The organism is Acidovorax sp. LjRoot129, from assembly GCF_964253765.1.
Taxonomy (GTDB): Bacteria; Pseudomonadota; Gammaproteobacteria; order Burkholderiales; family Burkholderiaceae_C; genus Acidovorax.
Window position 1 is genome coordinate 2,528,173 of the sequence record NZ_CAXUSE020000001.1, and the last position, 23,888, is coordinate 2,552,060.

General features: G+C 66.8%; 20 protein-coding genes. 9 read left to right on the top strand and 11 right to left on the bottom strand.

Annotation, left to right across the window (positions count from 1 at the left end; genetic code table 11):
- Positions 1 to 19: 19 nt before the first annotated feature.
- Positions 20 to 3,034, bottom strand: a complete 3,015-nt coding sequence (locus ACSQ3Q_RS11555; protein WP_436134518.1) for a hypothetical protein — start codon at positions 3,032 to 3,034, stop codon at positions 20 to 22.
- A gap of 249 nt (positions 3,035 to 3,283) precedes the next feature.
- Here ACSQ3Q_RS11555 and ACSQ3Q_RS11560 point away from each other — a divergent pair, with 249 nt between their 5' ends.
- On the top strand, positions 3,284 to 4,450 hold the full coding sequence (locus tag ACSQ3Q_RS11560) for an ABC transporter substrate-binding protein (RefSeq protein WP_436134519.1): 1,167 nt from the start codon (positions 3,284 to 3,286) through the stop codon (positions 4,448 to 4,450).
- 40 nt (positions 4,451 to 4,490) lie between these two features.
- Here the strand turns inward: ACSQ3Q_RS11560 and ACSQ3Q_RS11565 are convergent, their stop codons facing one another.
- The 3 genes from ACSQ3Q_RS11565 to ACSQ3Q_RS11575 form a co-directional block, all read right to left on the bottom strand.
- Complete coding sequence (locus ACSQ3Q_RS11565; RefSeq protein ID WP_436134520.1) at positions 4,491 to 5,126, bottom strand: chromate transporter; 636 nt, start codon at positions 5,124 to 5,126, stop codon at positions 4,491 to 4,493.
- Entirely contained in the window at positions 5,123 to 5,731 is a 609-nt protein-coding gene (locus ACSQ3Q_RS11570; RefSeq protein ID WP_436134521.1) for a chromate transporter, read from the bottom strand. The genes ACSQ3Q_RS11565 and ACSQ3Q_RS11570 overlap by 4 nt, the downstream gene beginning before the upstream one ends.
- 384 nt (positions 5,732 to 6,115) lie before the next feature.
- Positions 6,116 to 6,400, bottom strand: coding sequence for a DUF6150 family protein (locus tag ACSQ3Q_RS11575; protein WP_436134522.1), 285 nt, complete (start codon positions 6,398 to 6,400; stop codon positions 6,116 to 6,118).
- A 508-nt stretch (positions 6,401 to 6,908) separates the two neighbouring features.
- On the opposite strand from ACSQ3Q_RS11575, the gene ACSQ3Q_RS11580 reads away from it, so the two are divergent.
- Positions 6,909 to 8,273, top strand: coding sequence for a cation:proton antiporter (locus tag ACSQ3Q_RS11580; RefSeq protein WP_436134523.1), 1,365 nt, complete (start codon positions 6,909 to 6,911; stop codon positions 8,271 to 8,273).
- 285 nt (positions 8,274 to 8,558) lie between these two features.
- Here ACSQ3Q_RS11580 and ACSQ3Q_RS11585 read toward each other — a convergent pair whose 3' ends face one another.
- Complete coding sequence (locus ACSQ3Q_RS11585; protein ID WP_436134524.1) at positions 8,559 to 9,905, bottom strand: type II toxin-antitoxin system HipA family toxin; 1,347 nt, start codon at positions 9,903 to 9,905, stop codon at positions 8,559 to 8,561.
- A gap of 44 nt (positions 9,906 to 9,949) precedes the next feature.
- Positions 9,950 to 10,258: a helix-turn-helix transcriptional regulator gene (locus ACSQ3Q_RS11590; protein WP_436134525.1), complete on the bottom strand. Its 309-nt coding sequence runs from the start codon at positions 10,256 to 10,258 to the stop codon at positions 9,950 to 9,952.
- Between the two features lie 68 nt (positions 10,259 to 10,326).
- Between ACSQ3Q_RS11590 and ACSQ3Q_RS11595 the strand changes: the two genes are divergently transcribed.
- The gene (locus ACSQ3Q_RS11595) at positions 10,327 to 10,890 is read left to right on the top strand and encodes an AAA family ATPase (protein ID WP_436134526.1); all 564 of its coding nucleotides are present in this window, start codon (positions 10,327 to 10,329) and stop codon (positions 10,888 to 10,890) included.
- Between the two features lie 22 nt (positions 10,891 to 10,912).
- Here the strand turns inward: ACSQ3Q_RS11595 and ACSQ3Q_RS11600 are convergent, their stop codons facing one another.
- Positions 10,913 to 11,869, bottom strand: a complete 957-nt coding sequence (locus tag ACSQ3Q_RS11600; RefSeq protein ID WP_436134527.1) for a LysR substrate-binding domain-containing protein — start codon at positions 11,867 to 11,869, stop codon at positions 10,913 to 10,915.
- Between the two features lie 125 nt (positions 11,870 to 11,994).
- Here ACSQ3Q_RS11600 and ACSQ3Q_RS11605 point away from each other — a divergent pair, with 125 nt between their 5' ends.
- The 4 genes from ACSQ3Q_RS11605 (at position 11,995) to ACSQ3Q_RS11620 (ending at position 17,279) form a co-directional block, all read left to right on the top strand.
- Entirely contained in the window at positions 11,995 to 13,362 is a 1,368-nt protein-coding gene (locus ACSQ3Q_RS11605; RefSeq protein WP_436134528.1) for a D-serine ammonia-lyase, read from the top strand.
- A 53-nt stretch (positions 13,363 to 13,415) separates the two neighbouring features.
- Positions 13,416 to 14,399 (top strand): Bug family tripartite tricarboxylate transporter substrate binding protein, encoded by a 984-nt coding sequence (locus tag ACSQ3Q_RS11610; protein WP_436134529.1) that lies wholly within the window; start codon positions 13,416 to 13,418, stop codon positions 14,397 to 14,399.
- Between the two features lie 149 nt (positions 14,400 to 14,548).
- Entirely contained in the window at positions 14,549 to 16,108 is a 1,560-nt protein-coding gene (locus ACSQ3Q_RS11615; RefSeq protein WP_436134530.1) for an amidase, read from the top strand.
- A 22-nt stretch (positions 16,109 to 16,130) separates the two neighbouring features.
- On the top strand, positions 16,131 to 17,279 hold the full coding sequence (locus tag ACSQ3Q_RS11620; RefSeq protein ID WP_436134531.1) for an NAD(P)/FAD-dependent oxidoreductase: 1,149 nt from the start codon (positions 16,131 to 16,133) through the stop codon (positions 17,277 to 17,279).
- Between the two features lie 51 nt (positions 17,280 to 17,330).
- Here ACSQ3Q_RS11620 and ACSQ3Q_RS11625 read toward each other — a convergent pair whose 3' ends face one another.
- The 3 genes from ACSQ3Q_RS11625 to ACSQ3Q_RS11635 form a co-directional block, all read right to left on the bottom strand.
- Positions 17,331 to 17,546, bottom strand: a complete 216-nt coding sequence (locus tag ACSQ3Q_RS11625) for a putative motility protein (RefSeq protein ID WP_436134532.1) — start codon at positions 17,544 to 17,546, stop codon at positions 17,331 to 17,333.
- 87 nt (positions 17,547 to 17,633) lie between these two features.
- A complete protein-coding gene (locus ACSQ3Q_RS11630; RefSeq protein ID WP_436134533.1) occupies positions 17,634 to 19,052 on the bottom strand; it encodes a dihydrolipoyl dehydrogenase in 1,419 nt (472 codons plus the stop codon).
- 118 nt (positions 19,053 to 19,170) lie between these two features.
- The gene (locus ACSQ3Q_RS11635; protein WP_436134534.1) at positions 19,171 to 19,764 is read right to left on the bottom strand and encodes an IMPACT family protein; all 594 of its coding nucleotides are present in this window, start codon (positions 19,762 to 19,764) and stop codon (positions 19,171 to 19,173) included.
- A gap of 220 nt (positions 19,765 to 19,984) precedes the next feature.
- Between ACSQ3Q_RS11635 and ACSQ3Q_RS11640 the strand changes: the two genes are divergently transcribed.
- Positions 19,985 to 20,176, top strand: coding sequence for a hypothetical protein (locus ACSQ3Q_RS11640; protein WP_436134535.1), 192 nt, complete (start codon positions 19,985 to 19,987; stop codon positions 20,174 to 20,176).
- Between the two features lie 58 nt (positions 20,177 to 20,234).
- Here ACSQ3Q_RS11640 and ACSQ3Q_RS11645 read toward each other — a convergent pair whose 3' ends face one another.
- A complete protein-coding gene (locus ACSQ3Q_RS11645) occupies positions 20,235 to 21,215 on the bottom strand; it encodes a bifunctional helix-turn-helix transcriptional regulator/GNAT family N-acetyltransferase (protein WP_436134536.1) in 981 nt (326 codons plus the stop codon).
- A 186-nt stretch (positions 21,216 to 21,401) separates the two neighbouring features.
- Here ACSQ3Q_RS11645 and ACSQ3Q_RS11650 point away from each other — a divergent pair, with 186 nt between their 5' ends.
- A complete protein-coding gene (locus ACSQ3Q_RS11650; protein WP_436134537.1) occupies positions 21,402 to 23,819 on the top strand; it encodes a YgiQ family radical SAM protein in 2,418 nt (805 codons plus the stop codon).
- Positions 23,820 to 23,888: the final 69 nt, after the last annotated feature.

Here is a 23,888-nt window from a genome sequence, read left to right on the forward strand (position 1 = left end):
ACCCGCCGCCCGCCACCGGCTACCGGGCCTTGCCAGCAGCCCTGCGTCGCGCGTACCCCAGGCACAGCAGCGCGGCCAAGGCCAGCAAGGCCGGTTGCCCCAGCGCAGACACCGCGTGCGGGGCCAATACCACCAGGGTCAACGTAGCCGTGTTGTCGGCCGGCACCGCTTCGCCCGTCGCGCCCGTGCTGGCCGTGATCACCACGGGGCCGACGGTCATCGGTGGGGTGCCCGCCACGGTGCAGATCACGGTGGCGCCCGCAGGCACCGTGTTGCCAGCCACCCAGGCAGCGCCGGTGCGGTCCAGCACACATCCCGTCAGCGTGATGCCTGGCGGCAACCCCGAGTCGATGGCGCAGGTGGTGCCGGCCACTGCATCCAGCAGCCCGGCGTTGGTGCACGTGAACGTGCCCGTGTAGGGCTGCCCCGCCACCGTCTGCAGCGGCATGCCTGCCAGGCTGATGACCATGTTCACCACCGCGACCGCGGTGGTGGCGTTTGCGCTGTTGTTGCCCGCGTTGACGTCGCCGGCAGTCGCCACGGTGCTGGTGAGCGTGACCTGGCCCAGCGCTGGCGCCTGGTAGCGGAAGTTGAACGACAGGATCTGCCCATCGGCCAGTGCCGGGGGCAGGCCGGCCAACGCCACGGCGCAGGTGGCCGCGTTGAAGCTGGCCATCGACACGCCGGGCGGCCCGCCCATCAGCTGCACGGCCGCGGGGCAGCTGCCTGCGGTGCCAATGTTGATGCTGGGCGTCCAGGGGCTCGCGGCCGTGCCGCTCAGGTTGGAAAACGACACCAGCACCGTAACAAAGTCACCCGCCAGCGCCGTGACCGGTGCGCTCGCGCTGGTCTGCAGATCCACAGCGCTGACCACGGTGGTGGCGGTTGCGGTGTCATTGGCCGGCACGTCGTCGGCCGCCGCAGCGGCAATCGCCGCCAGGGCCGACACACTGCCGCTGGCGGGTGCCGTGTACGAGAACGTCATCGGCGCGGCCGGGATGGCCCCCAGCACCGACGCACCGCCCGCCAGCGTGCTGGGGAACCCCGTGAACCCATACCGGCCCTGGCCCAGCGTGTCCACGCATGCCGCAGATGCGCCCACGGGCAGATTGGCAAAGGTGAGCACCACATCGGCGCAGCTGCGGTTAAGGGTCAGGCTGTACTGCAGCCCGGTGATGGGGTCAGCGCCGTGGTTGGTGAAGGCCAGGCGCCCCTGCACCAGGTCGCCGGGCCGGGCCGAGGCAGGCGCGAACACGCCGGCCGACACGTCGCGCAGCAGCGGGTCCACCCACAAACTGCCGTTGACGGCGGGCGTGCTGATGTAGGTCCACAAGTCCAGGCCCTTGGCATCGCCCCAGCCGCCCGTGGGGGCGCAGTCGCTGTTGGCATTCAGGCCCGGCAGCCACCAGCGGTACAGGCGCGCCAGGGCGCCGTAGACCAAGGTGGAGTCCACGCCAGCCACGCCCTGCGCCGGGCTCGGGGCCGGTGGTGGCGAGGCCGGGCAGAGTGTGCCGTTCACCTGGCCCACCAGCGTGCCGCCGCGGGTGATGTAGCCCCGGTCGTCAAAGTACACGGTGGTGTCGCCCGCCTGGGGGCCGTTGAGCTTGGTGACGGTGGGGCCGCCGCCAAAGGTCGCGGTCGTGGGGCTGGTGCCGTTGCCGTTGTTCTCGGTGTCGATCATCGGCAGGTGGATTTCGCCCGCGCGGGCAAACGCGCGGAAGGCGTACGGTGTGCCGCTGGCCGGGAACGGGTTGCCCGCAACATCGGCGCCGTCCCATGCCACATCCTGCGTGCCGGCGCCCGCAATCCCGGTGATCACCGCGTTGGCCGTGTTGGACGGGCTGAAGTCCACGCCATCGCGGCTCACGATGATCTGGTAGGTGGAGGCATGGGTGATGGACAGCCTGAACATGCCACCCGCGCCGGTGCGCGTGTGGGTGGCGGGGCTCGCTGCCGGGCCGGTGAAGGTCACGTTCGACAGCGTAGGTGCCTGGGGCGCCAGCGGGATCCCCAGCGCCGTGAGCACCTTGTTCACCTCTGCCGCATGCGGCGCGGCAGGCGCCACGTTGCTGAAAAAGATGGGGAACTCCGGCCGCTGCGCTGACAGGCCGGGCGCGAGGTTGGTCACCACAGAATTGCTGCCGCGCACGCCCTTGTAGAGCGGCTGCCCCTGGTCCAGAAACCCCAGCCGGTTGGCATACAGCGCAAACCCGTTGGGGTCGAGCCCGGCCAGGGACTGCGTGTACCGGAAACCGTCCAGCGTCACGTAGTGGTGCTGCGAATAGATGGGCCGGTTGTTCACCCCGGTAAAGCCCACCCAGGCATAGGTGAACAGGCGGCCATTGAGGTCGGCGACGCTGTTGGCCGTTGCGCGCACCGTCACGTCCCACGCGGCCACAGTGCTGCTGCTGGCCAGCGGGTTGAAGATGTCCGCATTGATGTTGGTGGGCCCGGTGGCAACCGTGAATTGCACGCCGTAGATGCCGGTGCTGGGCACGCGGTAGGCGCAGGGCGTGAACCCGCCGGCTACGGTCACGGTGCCGTCGGCGCTGTGCGGGCCGGCCAGCTCGGCAGCACGCGTGTTCAGCTGCCCGCGGGTGCCGCCCCCAAAGCTGCCCACGGGGGGCGTGTTGGAGGCGCAAGAAAAATCCGCGGCGGCCGGCAGCGTCTCGTCGCCCGGGGTGCCGAAGTCCTGCGGGTTGTAGACGAGGATGTCGCCTGCTGTATTGCGGTTGCGCGAGCCCAGCAGCACATATTCGCCCGCCTCGGCGTACACGTAAAGAAACGTGCGGCGCTGGATCTTGCCTGCGTACAGCGTGCCGGGCTGCAGGTCGAGGTTCGCGCGGCAGCCCCGGTTAAAGGTGTTGGCGCATGTGCCGGCACCCGTGGGGTACGTGGACGGGTACAGCGTGCGGCTGCCTTCTGCCCAAGCCCCCGTCGTGCCGCCCATGCCAGCGAGCACGCTCAGCGCACCCAGTGCGGCGGCGCGCACGCGGGCGGCAATGTGGCGGTCGGCTGGCGGTCCATCAAACAAAGGCGGGTCCTTCCGCGGCGCGGGCCTCTGGCCTGGGGGCATTGGGAGGGGACTTGCGGGCCCGCTTGAGCGCAGGCGCCTTCAAGTGGGGAGCAGGTTCAAGAATGCCTCAAAGACGCGGAAAGGTCGAGCCAGCTTGCTGCGCCCTTACAGTAGTTTTGTCGCTTTCCTGTCTCGAATCTGACACCCTGAAACACTCTTCACCCTGTAGCCTGCGCCACCTTTTGCACAACTTTGGGGCGTATTCACATGAGCCGTAGACATTTCCTTTTGCGCGCCACCCAGGCCGTGGCTGCCACCGGGCTGCCCGCATGGGCCCACACGGCGATGGCGGCAGAGGACGCATTGACCGCCAAGTCCCTCACCCTGGGCTGCTCCATTGCGCTCACCGGGCCGCTGGGGCAGGCTGGCATCGAGCAACTGGCGGGCATGAAAGCCGCGTTTGCCGAGGTGAATGCCGCCGGTGGCGTGCACGGCCGCGAGGTGCGCATGGAGGTCAAGGACGACGGCTACGTGGCCGCCCGCACGCTCAAGAACGTGACGGACATGGTCGAGGCGCAGTCGGTGTTTGCGCTGATCTCCCCCTTGGGCACGGCCAACACCGCGGCCATCCTGCCGTTGATCGAATCCAAGGGCATCCCTACGGTGGGGCCGGTGACCGGCGCCACGTCGCTGCGCGCGCCGGGCAACCGGCACGTGTTCTTCCTGCGCCCCACCTACCGCGAAGAGACCCAGCGCCTGGTCAAGCAGATCGTGGACATGGGGCTCAAGCGCATTGCCGTGGTGTACCTGGACAACCCCTTTGGCAAGGAAGTGCTCAAGGATATGTCCGCAGCGCTCGATGAAATCAAGGTCGAACGCGGCGGCGAATTTGCGCTGGCGGTGGACGGCAAGAACGGCGCCGAGCTTGCCGACAAGGTGGCTGCCGAGCGCCCCGGCGCCGTGCTGCTGGCAACCACCGGCACCGCCAACACCGCCTTCGTGCAGGCGTTTCGGGCCAAGGCGCAGGGCGTGCCGCTGGCGGGCCTGTCGGTCACGGTGATCTCGTCCGAGCTACCCAAGCTTGCGGCGTCCACACGCGGGCTGGCGCTGGTGCAGGTGTTCCCGGACGCCAACTCGCAAAAATCGGTGGTGGTGCGCAAGTTCCAGAGCACCATGAAAGCCACTGGCGCCGACGCCGCGTTTTTGAACAGCGGCAGCGCGCTCGAAGGCTGGCTCAACGGCCAGATCATGGTCGAGGGCCTGAAGAACGCGGGCAAGGACCTCACGCGCGACCGCCTGCGTGCGGGCCTGGCGGGCATCCGCTCGCTGTCGTTTGGCGACTTCAACGTGGGCTTTGGCAACAAGGCGCCGTACATCGGCTCGGACGCGATCTACCTGGCGGTGTACGCCGAAAACGGGCGGCGCATCAGCTGACCTGGTTTGCCAACCGGCGGGCGCGTCTCGCCGCAGGCTCCTAGACCAAGCCCACCGCCCCCAGCACAGCACCCGCACCCAGCATCCACAACAGGTGCAGCTTGGTGCGCCACACCAGCACCACGGTGACGGCGCTCAGCAGCCACAGGGGCCATGCGGTGGCCGGGGTGCCGTGGGCGCGGGCCAGCACCCACGAGGTGGCCAGCAGCAGGCCGATCACGACCGGTGCCATGCCTTGCTTGAAGGCCCGCACGCCGCGGCGTTCGCGGTTGCGGTGGCCCCAGCGCGTGGCCAGCCAGGTGAGCAGGCTGCTGGGCAGCATCACGCCCAGCATGCACACCGACATGCCCAGCGCCCCCAGCAGCCAGCCGGCGACCCCGGGGCCGCCGGCGTTGATGCCCACGTTCCAGCCCAGCAGCGCAATGAACAGCACGTTGGGGCCGGGCGCAGCCTGGGCGATGGCGATGGAGGCGTTGAACTGCGGGTCGGTGAGCCAGGCCTGGCGCTCGACCAGAAAGCGGTGCATGTCGGGCGCAGTGGCAATGGCGCCGCCCACGGCCAGCAGCGACAGCGACATGTAGTACAGGAACAGGTTCAGCCAGTCGGCCGGGCTGAGTGCAAGGAGCGGGGCCGTGGCGGCGGCTACGGCCGTGGTGGCAGTGGTAGCGGCGGTCATGGCGCGAGTTTCCTCCACGTGAGCACGCAGGCCGCGCCGCCAACGACCGGCAGGGTCCACAACAGCGGCCAGCGCAGCACCGCCATGGCCACGATGGTCAGCAGCACAAAGGCCACACACAGCGGGCGGCCCAGCGGGTGTTTGGTGATCGACGCAAAAAGCTTGATGGCCACCCCGGCAATCAGCCCTGCGGCCACGGCCCCCATGCCGCGCAGTGCGCCGGCCACGGCGGGGTGGCTCGAGAACTGTGCGTAGACGACGGCCAGGGCCAGCACCAGGATCAGCGGGAAGGTCAGCATGCCCGCCAGTGCCGCGAACGCGCCGCGCAGGCCGAAGTAGCGGTCGCCAATCATGATGCTGAGGTTGACCACGTTCGGCCCCGGCATGATCTGCGCCACCGCCCAGTCCTCGACGAATTCCTCGTTGGTCATCCAGCGCTTTTTCTCGACCAGCTCGCGCTGCACCACGGCCAGCACGCCGCCAAAACCTTGCAGGGCCAGAAGAGTAAAAGACCAGAACAGGTCGGCAGGGTTGCGCGGCTGGGGCCGGGGTGCGGCGCTGGGGCTACTGGGGGGGGCGTAGGGCAGGTCGGTGGCGTCGGCCATGGCGAAATTTTGGTCAAAATGGCCGCCAGCGCTTGTTTTGTAAGCGTTGGTAGCTATCAAATCAGGAGTGATGGCGGGTCCGGGCGCTGAAGGCCCGGCGCCAGTGCGCCATGGTACGCCGGGCAACGGTGCCGGCGGGGCGCCGAGGCTTCGTGTTGTGGAAGCGCCGGGCTTGCGGATTGCGCATGCACGGGGATTGCGAAGGAATGGTGCGGACCGGTGCCGATGCTGTGGCCTGTGCGCCAGACGGTGCCCAGGGATGCTCAAGAACACGTCACCGTGGGAATGTGGGCCGGGCTGCCAACCGTAAGCCGCTCACCGCCGGCCGCCCGGGTACACGGCGCACACGGCGCACCGATTTATTCGCGCAGAGGAAGAGGCTCGCTACCCAAGCTTGCCGCGCAGCAGATGGTCCTTGGTGCGCCAGCCCGCCAATTCAGGCGTGGCCACTTTGAAGAGTTTCAGATCCGCCTGGCTGGCGTGCTTGACGCGCAGCACCTTGAAGGTCGCCTGGTTGGCATAGGTCACAAAGAACCAGATCGCGTCGCCGCTGGCCTGCGTGGCGTAGGGCACCTCGTGCCAGCACAGGTCGGCCAGATTTTCGTGCGCCACCTCGCACACATGGGCATCGGCCTGGTCTTCGTATTTCACTTCCAGGATCTTTGCCATGGGGTCCTTTCGGGGGCTTTTGGTGGGTGCTCACGCCTGGGGTCCTGCGCCCGGTCATCGGGGGGTGGGCGCAGATGGCATGAATGAACGAATGATGGAGGGGATTCCTTCTATGGAGGGTATCGAAAACCATCGGTTCCGTGTGTGAGCGCATGTGAGTTCGCTGGGCGCGTAAGTTTTGATCAAATCGGCCGCCAGCGCTTGACCTATCAGCGCTATAAGCTACTGAATCAATAGCAAGGCTGCAACGTAACGCGCGGTGTGCAGACGCGGCTTTTTCCCAATAGGTCGCAAGTCGCGGCGCGTTCTGACACACACGTGCGCCTCGCGCTGGCAGCCAGGCGGCCGTGCGGCTTGCACCCTGGCGCATGCATTCACCCTCGGATTTATTCGTCACCCAGGCCGCGGCCACGATGTGTTGCCGGCGCGCCGCCCGCAACGTCGCCGCCCCACCTGGCAGCACGCTCTTCAACGCCACCACTGCACGACCGCAGACCGCGTGCCACCCATGAGCGAAGCGCTGATCTCCTCCCTCAGCTTTGTGCTGGTGGGCTTGCTGCTGGTGGTGATGACGCTGACCAGCCCGATCATCGCCAGGGTCCCGCTCAGCTCGGCCATCCTGTACCTGGGCGTGGGCGTGTGCATCGGCCCCTGGGGCTTGGGGCTGCTCACGCTCGATCCGATCAAGGACGCGGGGCTGATCGAGCGACTGACTGAAATTGCTGTCCTGATCTCGTTGTTTACCGTGGGCCTGAAACTGGAGCTGCCACTGCGCGACGCGCGCTGGCGCATCCCGCTGCAGCTGGCCACGGTGTCCATGCTGCTCACCGTGGGGGCCATCACGGCGGTGGGTGTGTGGCTGCTGAACCTGCCCCTGGGCGCTGCGGTGCTGCTGGGCGGGATTTTGGCGCCCACCGATCCGGTGCTGGCGTCCGACGTGCAGGTGTCTGACCGGCAGGACCGCGACCGGCTGCGTTTTGGGCTTACGGGCGAGGGCGGGTTGAACGACGGCACGGCCTTTCCGGTGGTGATGCTGGGCCTGGGGCTGCTGTCGCTGCACGACCTGGGCGAGGGGGGCTGGCGCTGGTGGACGGTGGACGTGCTCTGGGCCGTGGTGGGCGGCGTGGGCATCGGATTTGCGCTGGGCGCCGTGGTGGGCCGGGCCATCCTGTACCTGCGCATCCGTCGGCGCGAGGCGCTAGGACCCGATGAGTTCATGGTGCTGGGCCTCATTGCGCTGGCCTACGGCGTGGCCTTGCTGTGCCACGCCTACGGCTTTTTGGCCGTGTTTGCTGCGGGGCTGGCACTGCGGCGCGTGGCCGCGCAGCCGGTGGCGGAGGTGGCGCCGGGTCTTGTTGGCGAAGCTGAGCCAGCCAGGAAGGAGCAAAGCGCCAAGGACGACGCGCAGGCGGCCGACGGCTCGCCCGCGAAGCCACCCATAGAAGAGCTGCCAGGCTACTTGATGGAATCCGTCGAGCGCTTCAACGCCCAGCTCGAACGTCTTGCCGAAGTGGCCGTGGTGTTGGTGGTGGGCGCCTTGCTCACCGTGGTGGACTTTGGCACCGAGGTGCTGTGGTTTGTGCCGCTGCTGCTGTTCGTGATCCGGCCGCTGTCGGTCTACGCCGGGCTGGTGGGCGTGCGCGTGCAGCGCTCGCAGCGCCGGCTGATCGCCTGGTTCGGCATCCGCGGCATCGGCTCGGTGTACTACCTGATGTACGCCATCACCCACGACCTGCACCCCGTCATCGCGCAGCGGCTGCTGGCCATCACGCTGGCGGTGGTCGTGGTGTCGATGCTGGTTCATGGCATCTCGGTCACACCGCTGATGCGTCGCTATGAAAAGCGCAAGGAGGCGAAGCGCATGGCGGAGTGAGGGACCGGGTGGGCCCGTCGGAGTTTGATGTGGCGAAAATTCGAATGAAAATGGCACCTGGCGCTTGATTGGTAAGGGTTTGTTGCTATTGATATGGTAGCAACTGACGTTGGGCAGGCCTTGGTTTCGCAAGCCTCAAAGACCCGCCCTTCACCCATCTGCTCCCACACCGCCGCCCTGCAACACAACGCTCAACAGGGCGCCGCGCCCTCTCGTCCCCAGCGAACAGGTCACCTCAGCCGATCTCAGCCAGTAGCCCTTTTTTGGCACCTGCCGCCCGTGTGCCTACCCACCCCCGGCCAACGCCACGCCACCCGCCAACCGCTCCAGCACCGTCGCCCGCATTGCAGGCGGCGCTGTCTCCAGCAACGCAGGCCATTGCGTCTGCGCCTGCTGCACCACATCGCGCAGCAGCGCCAAATGCCGCGGCGCCCGCAGCAGCCCGGCGGATTTGATGAGGCCTTCCATGTCAGCCCAGCTGAAGGCCCGCAGCGTGCGGTCGATGGCGCGGTTGACCGCGTACTGGCTCTCGGGCACACCGTCGAAGAATGCCGCCACACACACTGGGTCGTACACCGGCGCCAGCTGCGGCACGCGCCCATCGGGGTAGACCAGCGCCCAGTTCTTCAGGTGCGCATCGGTGTTGCCCATCAGGATGAACGCCACCATGCGCGCCAGAAACTCGCGCGTGTCCTGCACCGGCTGGCGGCTTAGCTGATTGAGCACGCGCAGCATCGTGGCCCAGTCCTGCAGGATGCCCTTGCCGTACTTTTGCCGTGGCGTGTAGCCCAGCACCTGGTTGAACTCTTCCATGTGCACGCGCGCGCCGCCGGGCAGGTGGTCAAAACGCTGCACAGCCAGGATGTCGTCGAAAGGCACGGCGTCGGGCAGGTCGGCCTCGGCGCGGGTGATAACGCTCACGTCTGCGCAATGCAGGCCCAGCGCCTTGCACAGCTGGTAGCCCGTATATTCGTTGGCCACCAAGTCCGGGTGGGCGGTGGTGGGCAGCTTCAGGATCACGCTGCCCGCCGCGCCCTGGCGGCGCACGGTGTAGCGGCGGCCGTCCTGCACCGCGCTGAATTTGGTCACCACACCGGGCAGCGATGCCGCGTCTTCCACCGGGTACTCCACAAACCCCGGCTCCAGCACGTCAAGCCCTTGCGTGGTGTGCCAGTGCCGCACCACGTCAGGGATGCCGTCTTGCGCGGGCACGGGCTCCACCTCCAGCGCGCCCATCAGATCGTGGCCCGCGGCGGCCAGCAGCTCAAACTCGTCGTCCGGGCTGCAGCCGCGCTCCCGCGCCAACCGGTCGCGGTTGTGGCCCTCGGGCAGCAGGTTCTGAAAGTACACCGGCCAGCGCCCATCGGTGCGCACCAGCCGCGCATCCCGCGCCGACGCCAGGATCTGCTGTGTGGCCGCCTCGTCGGCACCCTGGTAGCTCAGCGAGAGCGTGGGGCGCTGGGGGTTGCGGATGTAGCCCTCGTCAAACGACACACGCAGGATGTCGCCGTACTGCGAGAGGTAGCCAATCGGCTCGCGGCGGCTGGCGGGTTCGGCCGGCGCGCCCGGCCCACCGGCCGCGCGCGTAGGCCGGTGCAGGTACAGGCGCAGGTAGCGGATCGAGGTGCTCATGGGGTGCTGGCGCGTGGTGATGGCTGGGTGTGTTGCTGTCCGCGTCAGCCCGGCCGGCTCAGGCTGTCGACCACCGAGGGCGGGGCGTCCACGCCTTCAGGCTGGCCTAAAAACTTGCCACCCGACTGGATGAACGCCTCCAGGCTCGGCCGCAAGGTGCTGGGCACGGCGATGATGTCCATGCCCAGCACGCGCGCCATCTCGGCCAGGGTGGAATAGCGCGGGTCCAGGTCGCCGCCTTCGGTACGTTGCACGGTCATGCGGCTGAGGCCAGCGCTCTCAGCAAGCTGGGCCTGGGTAAGCTTTGCCACTTTGCGAGTGCGGGCCAGACTTTGGATAAGATCGTTTTGCATGATCGTATTTATACTCTTTTATTTAAAAAAGATAAATATTGTTATCTTTTTGATGGCGAGGTAAGCAAGTGATCCGTTCTAACGAGGGTGCGCCCACGCTGCGAGTTCACGTCACTGGCGCTTCCGGCTCCGGAACTTCGATGTTGAGCGCGGCTTTGGCTGCGGTACTGAATGGAACCCACCTCGATGCCGATGACTACTTTTGGCTACCGACATCGCCGCCATTCACCACACAACGCGATAGCGCTGAACGGCTGGCTCAGCTTTTGCGCGACCTGCGCTCTCATCGGGTGACCGTGGTGGCCGGTTCCGTGGCCGGGTGGGGGGCAGAGCTGGAAGACTCGTTTGATCTCATCGTTTTTCTCTACCTCGATGCGACCACGCGTCTTGAGCGCCTTCGTCAGCGGGAAGCGCAACGCTTTGGACATGCGAACCCCGCGTTTTTGGAGTGGGCCGCGCAGTACGACACGGGCACGCTGCCCGGCAGAAGCTTGCAGCGGCAGCGGGACTGGCTTGCGGCGCGCAGCTGCCGCTGCATGGAACTCAATTCAGAAATCCCTGTGAACCAGCTTGTGGCCACCGTGCTGCAATCCCTCCCCAAGCGTCCGCCGTACGGCACTCAAGCCTTTTGAGATGCGCAGCGCGAGCGCGGCTTCACTGCGAAGGTGCCGTTAGCACCAGCGCCCGCTCCTTACAAAACCGCTGCGCTTCTTCCGCCAGCCACTCCCGCACCAGTTCCATCGCAGGGCCCGGCTGCGCCGTGGTCACAAACGAATAGGCCGCCCGCGACAACACACTGCGCCCCAGCAATGGCACCAGGCGCCCGGCCTTCACGTCCTGCAGCACCAGCGCCGCGCGGCCCATGGCGATGCCTTGGCCAGCAAGGGCGGCGCCCAGCGCCAGTTGTGACAGGTTGAATTGCTGGCCGCCGGCCCAGGGTGGTGGGACGGCGCCTGTTTGGGCAAACCAGTGCTGCCACTCTTCGTACGTGTCTGCGCCATCCCAGGCGCTGCCGTCGTGCAGCAGCCAGTCGCCGTGCAGATGCTGCGGGGCGGTGATGCCAGGGTGGCGGGCCAGAAAATCGGGGCTCGCCACTGGGATGAGCCATTCGTCGAGGAAGACGGTGGCGCTCAGGTCGCGGTAGCCGCCCAGGTCGAACCGCACGGCGGCCTCGATCCCGTCGCGCACCATGCGGGTGCGGTCGAGGGTGTGGAACTCGCCGAACACGCGCAGGCCCAGGCTGGGGTGCTGGCGAAAGAACTCGCCCAGCCGGGGCGTGAGCCAGCTCATCGCAAACGAGGGTGAGCAGCTCAAGGTGGCGGTGGCTGCCTCGGCGGGCTGGCGCATCTGGCCGAGCGTGCTTTCAATGGCGGTAAAGCTCTCGCGCAGGACCACGGCCAGCCACTGGCCTTCGGGCGTGGGCAACAGCGCGCGCGGGGTGCGCAGGAAGAGGGGGCGGCGCAGCCAGTCTTCGAGCTGTTTGACCTGCTGGCTGACGGCGCCCTGCGTGATGCACAGCTCGGCGGCGGCCTTGGTAAAGCTGCCGTGGCGGGCGGCTGCATCAAAACTGCGCAGCCAAGCGAGCAGGGAGGGGGTAAGGCGGATATCCATTACTTTCACTAATGCAGTCGTCACTATAAATGGGTTGTGACAAGGCGGTGACGGGCGAAGAATGGCGTCATGGCGCTGCGCGATGGACTGCAGCCCCAGCGATCCCTCGTCATCCGGATTCCGATATGCCCGATACCACGATCCTTGCCAGCACGCCCGCAGAAGATTTGGTGGCCACCAGTCTGCGCCAGGCCCAGCCCTGCCTGTGGACCAACCCCGCGCGTTTGGCGCCGCCGCCGGTTGCCCTGAGTGCAATGGGCCGCAGCATTAGTCTGGATGATACGAAGGCTGCCGCTGCGCGCCTGAAGCGTTTTGAAGGCTTGCTCGCCGAGGTGTTCACCGAACTGGCCGCCACCGGCGGCGTGGTGGAGTCGCCCCTGCTGCCAGCCGCCGCGCTGCAACCGGCGCTGGGCCTGCACGCCGACCAAGGCCGCTTGTTCATCAAAGCCGACCACAGCCTACCGGTGGCGGGTTCCATCAAGGCGCGCGGTGGCATGCATGAGGTGCTGGAGTTTGCCGAAGGCCTGGCGCTGCAGCATGGATTGGTGCAGCCCGGTGGCGACTACCGCGCGCTGGCCACGCCCGCCGCGCGCGAGGTGCTGGGGCGCTACCAGGTGGCGGTGGGTTCCACCGGCAACCTGGGGATGAGCATCGGCGTGGTGGCGTCCGCCCTGGGCTTCAAGGCCGCGGTGCACATGTCGGCCGACGCCAAGGAATGGAAAAAAGAGCGCCTGCGCCAGCGCGGGGTGCAGGTGGTGGAGCACGCGGGCGACTACGAGCGCGCCGTGGCCGCCGGCCGGGCCCAGGCGAGTGGCGATCCGCTGTGCCATTTTGTGGACGACGAGCAGTCGTTCTCCTTGCTGCTGGGCTACAGCGCGGCGGCCTTGCACCTGCAAACGCAGTTGGCAGAGCAGGGTATTGCCGTGGATGCCGAGCATCCGCTCATCGTCTACCTGCCTTGTGGTGTGGGTGGTGCGCCGGCGGGCATTGCGTTTGGCCTGCGGCAGTTGCTGGGCCCCCATGTGCACTGCTTTTTTGCCGAACCGGTGCAGTCGCCTTGTTTCATGGTGCAGATGCTAGCCGGGCAGGGCGGGGGCGATGCACACCCCTCGGTCTATGACTGGGGCCTGACCAACCAGACGGAGGCGGATGGCCTGGCCGTGCCACGTGCGTCGCTGCTGGCGGCCGAGCTGATGGCGCCGTTGCTGTCGGGCGTGTTCACCGTGGCGGACGACACCTTGTTCATCCACCTGGTGCAGGTGCTGGACGCGCTGGGCGAACGCATCGAGCCCTCGGCCGCCGCCGGCTTCAGCGGCCCGGGCATGCTGACCGGCACCGAGGCTGGCCGCACTTGGCTGCACAGCTCAGGCGTGGGTGCGGTGCTGGCGCAGGCCACCCACCTGGTGTGGACAACCGGCGGGCTTTTGGTGCCTGATGTGCAGTACCAGGGTTTTGTGCAGCGCGGGCGTGCGCTGCTCGCTGAGCAAGCCTAGTTTCTTTGTCCCTCATTTCCTTTTCCTGACCTCGTGACCTTTGGAGAAACGCCATGAACCGCAAAAAGCTGATGTTGTCTGCCGTGATGTGTGCCCTGGGCCTTGCCGCACCGGCCGCGGCCGTGGCGCAAGACGGCGCTTACCCCAGCAAGCCCATCACGCTGGTGATCCCGTTTCCGCCCGGCGGCGCCACCGACGTGCTGGGCCGGTTGATTGGCAAGAAGCTGGGCGACAAGCTCGGGCAAAGCGTGGTGATCGACAACCGGGCCGGTGCGGGCACTGTCATCGGCGCGGCCTACGTGGCCAAGGCCACACCCGACGGCTACACGCTGCTGATGAGCTCGGGCACCACCTTCACCGTGAACCCGGCCGTGCGCGCCAAGCTGCCATACGACCCGGTCAAGAGCTTCGACCCTATCGGTATCGCCGGGCGCACCAGCCTGATCCTGCTCGCCCACAAGGATGTGCCGGTGAGCGATGTGAAGCAGTTCGTGGCCATGGTGAAGGCCGCGCCCGACAAGTATTCGTATGGCTCGTACGGCGCGGGCACCACGTCGCAGTTTGCAGGTGAGGCATTTTTTAATGCGGCGGGGCTCAAGATCCAGCACGTGCCGTACAAGGGCAGCGCCCCGGCGATGGTGGACCTGATAGGCGGGCAGATTCCGTTCACGGTCGACACCGTGTCGGCGGCGCTGCCCCATCTCAAGGACGGCAAGATCAAGGCGATTTCCGTTACGGCGGGCAAGCGGTCGACCCTGCTGCCCAAGGTGCCCACCTTGGCCGAAAGCGGCTACCCAGGCGTGGAGATGGACACGTGGCTAGCGATGGTGGGGCCGCGGGGCTTGCCGCCCGCAGTGAAGGCCCGGCTTGAAAAGGTGCTGGCTGAGGTGGTGGCAGAGCCCGACACGCGCGACAAAATGATCGCGGTGGGCTTTGAACCCGCGTTCGCTTCATCCAAGTCCCTGGGGGAGCTGATCGACAAGGAGTTGCCGCTGATGCGCGCTATTGCACAGCGGGCCAACATCACGGCAGACTGATGGGTCGGGATCAAGCCACTCGAAACCGTTCACGCCGAGCTTGTCGAAGCGCTGCGCCAGGCTTCGACAAGCTCAGCCCGAACGGGTTTTAAAAGTTCAAAAAGATGCTGACTCGCTAAGTTAAATCCACGAAGAGAGGCAAGCCCGAGATGACCGCTATTGCTACCACCCTGGTCGAGCTGACCGCCAACGAACTGCGCCACCGCATTGGCACCCGCGAGGTGTCGCCCGTCGAACTGCTGGAGGCCTGCATCGCGCGCATCGAAGCGGTCAACCCGTTCGTGAACGCTGTCACCGCCACCTGCTACGACCGCGCCCGTGCGGAAGCCAAGGCCGCCGAGCAGTCGGTGCTGCGCGGCGAGCCGCTGGGTCTGCTGCATGGCTTGCCGCTGGGCGTGAAGGACCTGGAGGCCACGGCCGGGCTGCTGACGACGTACGGCTCCGAGATCTACCGCAGCAACATCCCGTCAGAAGACAACGTGCTGGTGGCGCGCCTGCGTGCGGCGGGGGCCATCGTGGCGGGCAAGACCAACATCCCCGAGATGGGCGCGGGCGCCAATTCGCGCAACACAGTGTGGGGCGCCACGGGCAACCCGTTCAACCCCAATTTGAATGCAGGCGGGTCATCGGGCGGCGCAGCGGCCGCGCTGGCCTGCGACATGCTGCCGGTGTGCACGGGCTCCGACACGGGGGGCTCGCTGCGCATTCCGGCGTCCATCTGCGGGGTGGTGGGCTTCAGGCCCTCGCCCGGCGTGGTGCCCAGTTCGCGCAAGCTGCTGGGCTGGACGCCGATCTCGGTGGTGGGCCCCATGGGCCGCACGGTAGAGGAAGCCTGCCTGCAACTGGCTGCCACGGCAGGCATGTCGGCGGGCGACCCGTTGACGTACCCGCTCGACCCGAAGGGCTTTTTGCTGCCCGAACCGGTGGACCTGGGCCGCCTGCGTGTCGCGGTCACCGAAGACTTTGGCGCCTGCGCGGTGGACGACGGCATTCGCGCGGTGTTTCGCCGCAAGGTGCAGGCGATGAAGCACCTGTTTGCCAGCTGCGATGCCATCAACATCGACCTGGGCGACGTGCACCGCTGCTTTGACGTGCTGCGCGCCGAGGCCTTTGTGGCCGGCACGCGCGAAGCGTATGAGCGCGACCCGGCGAGCCTGGGGCCCAACACCCGCGCCAACTACGAAATGGGCGCCGCCATGACGCTGCTGGACAGCGTCTGGGCGCAGGCCGAGCAGACGCGCATCCTCGGGCGGTTTCAAAAACTGTTCGAGCAGTACGACGTGGTCCTCGCGCCCACCACCCCGGTGTCGCCCTTCCCGTGGACGCAGCTGTTTGCCAGCCACATCAACGGCGAGCCGCAGGCCAATTACTACCGCTGGCTGGGCCTGACCTATGTGACCACGCTCACCACCCACCCTTCTCTCAGCCTGCCGTGTGGGCTGGACGACGCGGGTTTGCCGTTTGGCCTGCAGATCGTCGGGTGCTTTCGCGCGGACCGGCACACACTGGGCGTGGGGCATGCGCTGGAGCAGGCGTTCAAGGGCATCGGCGGGCTTGCGCGCCCGCGGCCCGACCTGGCCAACCTGGTGAAAACGCGCGCCGAGCCGGCGCTGACCTCCATCGTGACCGGTGCGCCCGATCCGCGCGATGCCCGCAGCCTGCCGCGCGACGACCGTCCGGCGGCGTCGGCGCAGGTGTCTGCCGTTTGAACGAAGCCAGGAGAATCCAAACATGCAATCAGCGGATTTCATCGTGGTGGGCGCCGGCATTGCCGGTGCCTCGGTGGCGTGGCAATTGGTCCAAGGCGCTGGCACTGAAACCCCCGGCGCCAGCGTGCTGCTGCTGGAGCGCGAATCCCAGCCCGGTTACCACACCACGGGCCGCTCGGCTGCGCTGTATATGGCCACCTATGGCACGGCCAACATCCAGGCCCTGACCCGCGCGAGCCGCGCTTTCTACGACGCGCCGCCGCCCGAGTTTGGCGACACGCCCATCTTGTCGCCCCGCGGCGTGGTGTACGTGGCCGGTCCACACCAGCTGGATCTGCTGAAGCAAGCCTTTGAGGAGGCCCACGCTGTATCGCCCAATGTGGAATGGGTGGACCATGCGGCGCTGATGGCCATGCTGCCATGCCTGAAGCCCGACGCCGTGGCCGCGGGCATGAGCGAGCCCGAGGCGGCAGACATCGACGTGAACGCCCTGCACCAGGGCTACCTGCGGGGCCTGCGCCAACGCGGCGGGCAGGTGCTGACCCATGCCGAAGTCACGGCCGTGCAGCGCCAAGGAGATGCTTGGCAGGTCACCCTGGCCGACGGCCGCACGCTGCAGGCGGGCGCCATCGTGAATGCCGCGGGTGCCTGGGCCGATGTGCTGGCCGGCATGGCCGGCGTGCCGCCCATTGGCCTGGAGCCGCGCCGCCGCACGGCTTTTACCTTTCCTGTGCCCGAGGGCATGGACGCCACCCACTGGCCTGCGGTGATCGGCATTGATGAGAACTTCTACTTCAAGCCCGACGCAGGCCAGCTGCTGGGCTCACCCGCCAACGCCGACCCGACGCATCCGCACGACGTGGTGCCCGAAGAGCTGGACGTGGCCACGGGGATTTATCACATCGAGGAGATGACCACCTTCCAGATCCGCCGTCCGTCACACACCTGGGCAGGTCTGCGGTCGTTCGTGCCAGACGGCGACATGGTCATCGGCTGGGACAACCATGTGCCCGGCTTCTTCTGGCTGGCGGGGCAGGGGGGTTATGGCATCCAGAGCGCTGCAGGCGCGTCGTTGCTGGCGCGGCAACTGCTGCGCGGCGAGCCGCTGGCCGATGAACTGGTGCGCGAGGGGGTGGTGCTGGAAGGGTTGTCGCCTGCGCGGCTGAGGTAGTTGCGCGCTTTGGTAGAGGGGTCAGCGCCCCTTACCTTGCCAGAATGGAGGTCAGGCGAACGTGTTGACCTGGGTGCCCAACGTGCCAGAGGAGGCCAGCGCCGGCTGGGGCATCGACTGCTGCATGGCGTTAAGCATCGTGGCGGCCGACACGGCCTGGATGTCCAGCGCCTTCTTCAACACCACCATGTTCAGGGCGTCCGACGTCTTGGCGCTGGCCAGGGCCGTGGCGGTGTTGACGATGCTGTTGGCGAGGGCGACGTCCATGGCGATTCCTTGGGGTGATGGGTTGTTATCGGCAGTTTGGTTGGCGGCTTGAGTGCATTTACAAATACGGGTCCTTAAGCACCGCACCTATTCCAGCGCCGCGACTCCGATGTCCCCGCAGGTGGCCAGGTCCGAATTGCGTGTGGCCGGCAATTGGCGCACGGCATCGCGCAGCGCTGTGCGCAGCCCTTCCTCGTAAGTGGGGTGATAAATCGGCATCCCTAACAAGTCGTGCACGGTGAGTTCTTGCCCGATGGCCAGCGCCAGCAGGTGCGCCATGTGTTCGCCCTGCGGTGCGCACATTTCGGCACCCAGCAGCCGGCCCGTGGCCTTGTCGGCGTAGATGCAAATGCGCCCGTGGTTGTGCTGGGCCGCGCGGGCCCGGCCCTGGTTGTCGAAGCTCGCGGTGCCCGTGGCTGTGTTGTCGGTGTCCAGGTCGGCCAGGCGCCTGCCGACCACAGCGATTTGAGGGTCGCTGAACACAATGGACAGCGGAGTGCGGCGCTGAAAGCGGGTCAGTGTGTCTGCCAGGGCGTTCATCCCCGCGATATGGCCTTCGTCTGCCGCCTCGTGCAGCAAGGGCGCGTGCGTGTTGGCGTCACCTGACATAAACACCGGCAAGTTGCCAATCTGCTGCGTCTGCGGGTCCACCGCAGGCAGGCCCGCCTCGTTGAGCGGGACGCCCAGCGATTCAAGCCCCAGATGTTCGATGTTGGGCACGCGGCCCATGGCGGCGATGACCTGGTCCACCACCACGCTGTTCGGGCCGCTGCGCACTTCGATGCCACCGGGTACTTCCCGGAGTTCCGCAGGCGCGCCGAGGTGCAGTACCAGTTCCTTCTTCAGAAGTTTCGTCAGCTCTGCGTTCAGGGTGGGGTCGCTCAAGCCCCCGAGCGTTGTGCCCGTGGTGAAGGCCGCCACCTGCAAACCCAGCCGCGCCAGCGCCTGGGAAATCTCCACGCCCAGCGGGCCCATGCCGATGACGGCGATGCGTGGCCCCAGCGTGGGCTGCTCAAAGAGGGTGTCGGTGGTGAGGATCCGGTCACCAAATGCCAGCCATTCATCGGGCACGCTGGGGCGCGAGCCGGTGGCGATGATGATGCTGCGCGTGGTGTAGCGGGTGCCGTCGATTTCCACCGTTTGCGGGCCCTGGAGCAAGGCGCGCCCCGCGATCCGATGGCGGTCGCTCAAGCCGTCGGTGGCTTCCAGCGCGCCCGCCACAAAGTCGTCGCGCAGGGATCGCACCCGCTGCAGGACGGCTGGGACGTCGGCGGTGAGCCCATCGGCGCCCCGGATTCCAAACTCTTCATAGGATTTGCGGCGGTGGAAAGCGTTGGCGGCTTCGATCAGCGCTTTGGAGGGCATGCACCCGACCCGGGCGCAGGTGGTGCCCCAGGGGCCTTCGTTGACGATGAGGAAGCGGTCTGTGCGTTTGCGCACTTCACGCAGGGCAGCCAGGCCCGCGGTGCCGGCGCCAATGATGATTGTGTCGAGCGGTGCGCTCATGGGGAGGGTCCTCGCAGCCAGTGTCGCCAGAGTGTCGCGCCCCAAGTGCTGGGCATGTGTAGGCGCAGGGCACTTGTTGTCGAGCTGGTGCGAGGTGTTGGCGCAGAACCAGCGGCTTTCAAGTCCCAGGCTGGGTCCAGCCCACGCGGCCCTGGCCCGCGTCGTTGATGCGCTCGATGAACGCAGCGGCTTGGGCTTCTGGCAAGCAGAACTGCAGGGTCACCAGTGTGCCGTGCTGCACCTCGGTCAGATCGGCGCCGGCCGCGTCGATCTCGCGGCGCAGCAAACCTTCCAGGGCATAGGGCACGTGGCATTGCAGGGTCTTCATGCGCTGCAGCACCACCTTGGGTGCGGTCAGCAGTGCTTGCGCCACCGCGTCGGTGTAGGCCCGTACAAGGCCACCGGCACCCAGCTTCACGCCGCCAAAGTACCGCGCCACCGTGGCGAGCACACCTTCCAGATCCTGGTGGCGCAGCACGTCGAGCATGGGACGGCCGGCGGTCCCGCCGGGTTCCCCATCGTCCACGGCGGCCGATTGCCCGCCCGCCAGCAGCGCCCAGCAGATGTGCGCGGCACCGGGATGCTGCTTCCACAGGGCATCCACGGCGGCCTGTGCGCTCGCGCGGTCGGCCATGGGTTGCACGCAGCCGATGAAGCGGCTCTTCTTGATGACCAGTTCGCTGTGGGCCGGCGCAGCCAGGGTGTGGGGCATGGGGCGCAAAGTGTAAGAGGCACCGCTAAGGAGGCGCGGGACTGCGCGGTGTGACAAAAGTCACACACATCCGTGGCTGTCGGCGAGGCTGCCCCATCAAACGTTAAAGCTTGTGTGTTCTGTCACACAGCGACGGAGCGCCAATTCCTACACTGCCCAGTTAAGCCACGATCTACGCTGGTGCTACGTTTTTTGAAGCGTGCGCCTTGAAGGAACCGCCATGTTTGCCATCCCGTTCACCCCCTCCTCGCCATCCACCTCGGGCTCCGGCTTGCTTGGCAGGTTCTTGTCCAGGGCTGCACCGCCCACTACCGGGGTGGTTGCTCTGCAGGCGGCACCGGTCGAGGTGGAATTGACGGAAGAAGCTTTCCCGGACCTGGCCCAGCGCGTGCGTGAAGTGGGTGAGTGGTAGTTGTGCGGGCAGCCATCCAGCACAACGGCAAGGATGGCTGATCAACAGTTTGGGATGATCAGCCTCGCCCCAGCTTGAGCTCCCAGGTCTCCCCCACCAGTCGCTGTCCAAAATTTTCATACGGCTCTGACTTCACCAGCGTAAACCCGCGCTGGGCATAAATCCCACGCGCCGCAGTCAGGCAGCTGTTGGTCCACAGCACCATCTTTTTGTATCCCTTGGCCCGCGCGAATGCGATGCACTCGTCCGCGAGGCGCGCGCCCAGGCCCAGTCCGCGGGCCTTGGGCGACAGGATGAGCATGCGCAGCTGGGCCGTGGTGGCTGATTTGCGCACCACGAACGCGGCACCCACCCGCTCACCCTCCAGTTCGGCGATCCAGCAGCGCTCCCACTCGGGTTGAAACTTGCGCACAAATTGCGCGGAAATGTCGGCCACCAGCGCTTCGAAGCGGCTGTCCCAGCCATATTCGCGCCAGTAGATTTCACCGTGTTGCTGTACCACCCAGCCGATGTCGCCGGGCGCGGGGTCACGCAGCAGGGCCACCTTGGGCGGCAAGGCGGGCGCGTTGGCGGGCTCGAGCAAGGCCTCGATGCGTTGCATGGCATCGACCACTTCGTGGCGCCGCGCCGGGGGCAGGGGGGCGAGCAGGGCGGCGGCTTCGTCGCGCGAGCGCTGCTGCAGCGGCTCGAACGCATCGCGTCCTGCGGGGGTGAGGGTGAGCACGCTCTGGCGCGCATCGCGCTCGCTGGCGCTGCGGCGGATCCAGCCGGCAGCTTCAAAGCGGCGCAGGATGCGGCTCAGGTAGCCGCCGTCCAGGCCCAATTCGCGCGCCAGTTCGCTGGCTACGGGCGCATCGCGATGGGCCAGCTCGTACAACACACGCACATCGGTCAAAGAGAGGTCGCTGCCCAGGTAGGGATCCAGCACGCCCACGCGGCGGGTGAAGAAACGGTTGAAGCGGCGCACGGCCTTCACTGCGTCGGCCGGCACCAGAGTGTTAGTGGTGGATGGGCCAGAGGGAGAAGGATCCGTGCTCATGATTGCCTTTGTCACCCAATTAATTGACTGAAGCAAGTATATGCGCTGACTCATTCAAGCCTGCCAGGGGAAGGGCCAAGGTGCCGAGGCGACAAAAAGTGCCCACTCACGTAAAATCGCGGGTTACCCACCATTGCGCGCCCCACGACGCCCCACCGCACCGGGCTGGCCGCGCGCCCCTTCCGAATGAACGCCCCCGTCGACGTCTCCTTTTTTGCGCGCGCCGCAAAGCCATTGACCAGCTACCGCCCGTACTGGGCCAAGCGCTTTGGCACGGCCCCCTTCATGCCGATGAGCCGCGCCGAGATGGAAAAACTGGGCTGGGACAGCTGCGACATCATCCTGGTGACGGGCGACGCCTATGTAGACCACCCCAGCTTCGGCATGGCCGTGATCGGACGGACGCTGGAGGCCCAGGGCTTTCGCGTGGGCATCATTGCCCAGCCCGACTGGCAAAGCGCCGAGCCCTTCAAGACGCTGGGCAAGCCCAACCTGTTTTGGGGCGTGACGGCGGGCAACATGGATTCGATGATCAACCGGTACACGGCCGACCGGAAGATTCGCAGCGACGACGCCTACACCCCCGGCGACATCGGCGGCAAGCGCCCCGACCGCGCCGCCATCGTCTACAGCCAGCGCTGTCGGGAGGCGTTCAAGGACGTGCCCATCATCCTGGGCGGCATCGAAGGCAGCCTGCGCCGCATCGCCCACTATGACTACTGGAGCGACAAGGTGCGCCGCTCCATCGTGGTCGACGCCAAATGCGACCTGCTGCTGTACGGCAATGCCGAGCGCGCGCTGGTTGAGGTGGCACACCGCCTGGCCGCCCGCGAGCCGGTGGAGCAGATCACCGACGTGCGCGGCACGGCCTTTGTGCGCCGGCCGGATGACGAGAGCGGCAAGGGCTGGTTCGAGATCGATTCCAGCTCCGTGGACGAGCCCGGGCGCGTGGAGGCGCACGTCAACCCGTACATGACGACCAGCGAGCAGGCGGCTGCGCAAGGCAGCACCTGCAGCAAGGATGATGCTCCTGAATCGATAGCTGACAATGCAGATGGAATAAGCGCTGACGGCCAAAAAGACCCAAAATCTGCCGAGCCGAACCCCACCGTTCAGCCCATGCTGTTCGTGGCCAACCCGGCGCTCCGAGCCAAGCTCAAGGTGCCGCCGCGCGACCGGAGCGTGATCCGCTTGCCCAGCTACGAGCAGGTCAAGAGCGACCCGGTGCTGTATGCCCACGCCAACCGCGTGCTGCACCTGGAGACCAACCCGGGCAACGCCCGCGCGCTGGTGCAGGCGCACGGCGAGGGTGCGACGGCGCGGGATGTGTGGATCAACCCGCCGCCCATTCCGCTGACCACGGCCGAGATGGACTATGTGTTTGACCTTCCGTACGCGCGGGGCCCGCACCCGAGCTACGCCGACGAGAACGGCAGCCATGACGGCACGACCAAGATCCCTGCGTGGGAGATGATTCGCTTCAGCGTGAACATCATGCGAGGCTGTTTTGGCGGCTGCACCTTCTGCTCCATCACCGAGCACGAGGGCCGCATCATCCAGAGCCGGTCCGAGGACTCGATCATTCAGGAGATCGAGGACATCCGCGACAAGGTCAAGGGCTTTACCGGCACCATCAGCGACCTGGGCGGCCCCACGGCCAACATGTACCGCCTGGGCTGCAAGAGCCCCGAGATCGAAGCCGCCTGCCGCAAACCGAGCTGCGTGTACCCCGGCATCTGCTCCAACCTGGGCACCAACCACGACCCGCTGATCAAGATCTACCGCCGCGGCCGTGCATTGAAGGGCATCAAGAAGATCCTGATCGGCTCGGGCCTGCGCTACGACCTGGCGGTGAAGAGCCCCGAGTACGTGAAGGAGCTGGTGCAGCACCACGTGGGCGGGTACCTCAAGATCGCGCCCGAGCACACCGAGCAGGGCCCGCTGACCAAGATGATGAAGCCGGGCATCGGCAGCTATGACAAGTTCAAGCAGATGTTCGAGAAGTTCAGCGAAGAGGCGGGCAAGAAGCAGTTCCTGATTCCGTACTTCATCGCTGCACACCCGGGCACCAGCGACGAGGACATGATGAACCTCGCCATCTGGCTCAAGAAGAACGGTTTCCGTGCCGACCAGGTGCAGACCTTCTACCCCAGCCCCATGGCTACGGCCACGGCCATGTACCACTCTGGCAAGAACCCGCTGCGCAAGATCGGCCGCGACAGCGAAGGGGTGGACATCGTGCGCGGCGAAAAACGCCGCCGCCTGCACAAGGCCTTCTTGCGCTACCACGACCCGAACAACTGGCCGCTGCTGCGCGAGGCGCTCAAGACCATGGGGCGGGCCGACCTGATCGGCAACGGCAAGCACCACCTGATCCCGACCTTCCAACCGCTGACCGATGGCGGCTACCAGAGTGCGCGGCGCAAGAACTCGACGCCCAACGGCAGCAAGGTCTCGGCAACCTCGGGCTCAGGCAAGTCTTCTGCCGGCGTAGCCCTGAAGTCCGTCACGCCGCAGAAGGGCCGCATCTTGACGCAGCACACGGGGCTGCCGCCCCGTGTGAACGGGTCCGCCAAGCCGCCGGGTGGCCGCAAGGCGCGCTAGGAGCTGGCGCGGCAGAAGGATCAAGCGTTGCAGCCAATGCTCCTTCTGCCGACCACGCCTCCAGGGTGG